Annotated in this window: 1 protein-coding gene; it reads left to right on the top strand. The window is 45.8% G+C overall.

The genetic code is table 11. The annotated features are described in order from the left end of the window. A partial coding sequence (locus AAEZ03_RS26335; RefSeq protein ID WP_502947958.1) for a lipoyl synthase occupies positions 1 to 349 on the top strand: 349 nt, incomplete at both ends.

Genomic DNA, 349 nt, shown 5'->3' on the forward strand with positions numbered 1-349 from the left:
CATTAGATTTGCTCAAGCTCTATAAAGAGCGTCGCCCTGATATCGCGACCAAGTGCGGTTTTATGGTTGGCCTTGGTGAGACGGAAGAAGAAATCTATGCACTGCTTGATGATCTAAAAGCACATAACGTCGATATGATTACGGTTGGCCAGTATCTACAACCTAGTAAAAACCACGCGCCAGTTGATCGTTATGTCCATCCAGACGAGTTCCAGCGTTATATGGACTACGGCAAAAAGATTGGTTTCTTTAACATTTGGGCAGGCCCGATGGTACGCTCAAGCTACTTTGCCGATCGTCAATACTATGGTGAAGATTGCCCAGCGCCTATCCGTAGCAAAAAAGCCTT

This window comes from Pseudomonas sp. HY2-MNA-CIBAN-0224 (genome assembly GCF_040310285.1).
GTDB classification, from domain to species: Bacteria; Pseudomonadota; Gammaproteobacteria; order Pseudomonadales; family Pseudomonadaceae; genus Aquipseudomonas; species Aquipseudomonas helleri.